At 73.4% G+C, this 2,151-nt stretch carries 2 protein-coding genes; both read left to right on the top strand.

The window, feature by feature from the left end:
• Positions 1–359 precede the first annotated feature (359 nt).
• Complete coding sequence (locus NBW84_RS17355) at positions 360–1,019, top strand: GNAT family N-acetyltransferase (protein WP_250285778.1); 660 nt, start codon at positions 360–362, stop codon at positions 1,017–1,019.
• Positions 1,020–1,161: 142 nt separating this feature from the next.
• The gene (locus NBW84_RS17360) at positions 1,162–2,091 is read left to right on the top strand and encodes a DUF4231 domain-containing protein (RefSeq protein ID WP_250285779.1); all 930 of its coding nucleotides are present in this window, start codon (positions 1,162–1,164) and stop codon (positions 2,089–2,091) included.
• The last annotated feature ends 60 nt before the right edge of the window (positions 2,092–2,151 follow it).

Raw genomic sequence — 2,151 nt, forward strand, 5'->3', positions numbered from 1 at the left:
TTGCCGGGGAGAGCCGGTGGCAGGCTCGCTGATAGCGGGCGCGCGGCCACCGTGCCGGCGGCCCGGACGCCTCAGCCGGAACCGCGGGGGATGCTGCCCGGCGCCTCCCGCACGCGGCCGCCGGACAGCCCGCCGGGGGCGCCTCGACCCGGGCAGGGTCACGCCCGGTAGCGTGCGGATGGTGATGGTTGCGCGGTTCCCGGGCCTGGCGCGGGTGGCGTCACGCCTCGTCACATTCGTACATGTCACATTCGTACATGTCACATTTATGTATGTCGTATTCGTATGTGTCACATCCGCGCGTGTGAAACCCATACGTCCGGGATGTAGTATTTTCACACGTCAGGGTGGTTGTTGAGGTGGGTCTGGCATTCCACGTACGCCGTATCGCGCCTGGTGATGCCGAGCGGTTGCGCGGTGTCCGCCTGGCGGCGCTGGCCGACGCGCCCGGATCCTTCTGGCAGACCCTGGCGGCCGAGAGCGCCCGGCCCGGCGCGGACTGGCAGGCCCGCGCGTCACGGAACGCGATGGGCGACGCGCACGCCACGTTCCTGCTGGAATCGGATCACGACGCGACGGGCGACGGGTCGTCCAACGCCGCGACGGGCGGCGCTCCCGTGGCCGGCGGCGCTCCCGTGGGCGGTGGCGTCGTGATGGGCATGGTGGACGTCTATCGGCCGTCGCTGGCGCCGGAGTTCCGGGAACTGGCCGCGATGTGGGTCGCGCCGGCCATACGCGGCACGGGCGCGGCCGGCGCCCTCCTCGACGCCGCCGTGGACTGGGCGCGGACGGTGGGCGCTATCGGCGTCCGGCTGTGGGTCGTGCCCACCAACACGGCCGCGGTCCGCCTCTACGCCCGTCACGGCTTCGAGCCGGCCGGCGACCCGGAACCCGACACGGACGATGGCGGCGGCGGCAAAAGCTACCTGCCGATGCTGCGCACCCTGGACGAACGGGCGGCGGCATCACCCACGTTCGTGACCCGCGCACTGGCCCCGTGGACCGACGAGTCGACCTGAACGGCTCGGCCAGCGTCGTCGGCCCGGTCGGCCCCGCCGGCATCCGGGGAGCGGGCCCGGCGCGGACAGCGGCTGACCCAGCGGGTCACCGTGTTCCGGGCCGCCCGTTGCTCCCGGACGCATACCGCGCACAATCACCGACATGAGCACAACGGGGGCTGACAGTGTGATCGCGGCCCAGCAGCGGTGGTCCGTGGCCGCGACGAAGGCGAAACAGCGCATCCGCCGGGGCCGGCGGGCCGCCCTCGGGCTGGGCGTGGCCGGCACGGTCCTGGTGACCGCCGCCGCGCAGGCCGACGGGAGCGTGGGCCGGGTACTGGCCGGGCTGGCCGCCGCCGCCCTGGCCAGCGTGCCGATCGTGGCCGGTTTCTTCGCCGGCCCCGAGCGCACCCGGACCTGGACACAGTTACGTTCGGTCTCCGAACGCATAAGGGCCGAGATCTCCGTCTATCTGGCCGGCGTCAGCCCCTACGACGGCTCGCCGGCCGAACGGGCCCGCCAGCTCCTGGACAACGGCGAGAAGATCCAACAGGATGCTGGCATTGACCCGCCCGCGGCGCTGGTCAGCGGCCCGCCGTCCCAGCGGCTGCCGGAGGCCGGCAGCCTCGACGCCTACGTGACCTACCGGGTCGACGACCAGATCGGCTACTACGAGTCGCAGGCCGCCGCCGCCGAGCGGCACATCATCCAGTTCCAGTGGGCCGGGCTGGCCACGAGCCTCGCCGCGGCGGTGCTCGGCGCGCTGGAGGCGGCCACGGGCGGGGCCGCGCTCACCGCCTGGGCGCCGGTGATCACCATGGTGGGGGCGTCGGTGGGCTCGTACGCGGCCGCTTCGCGCTACGAGGACGACGCCCGCGCCTACAAGCAGACCGCCCGCCGGCTGCGCTTCCTGCGTGACCGGTGGCGGCTGCCCCTCCCGGCCGGCACCTCCGCCGCCGAACGAGCCCGGCTGGACACCGTGTTCGTCACTGGCTGCGAGGAAGCGATCGCCATCGAGAACCAGACCTGGACAGCCCGCTGGAACGCCGACGGCTCCGTGACACCCGCCAGCCCGGCCGAACAGCCCGCCTGACCGTCCCGGAGCCCACCGGTTACCTGGCGCTGCCTGCTGCCCGCCCGTTGCCTGGGGCTG

It is taken from the genome of Protofrankia sp. CiP1_Cm_nod2, from assembly GCF_920664355.1.
GTDB lineage: Bacteria > Actinomycetota > Actinomycetes > Frankiales > Frankiaceae > Protofrankia.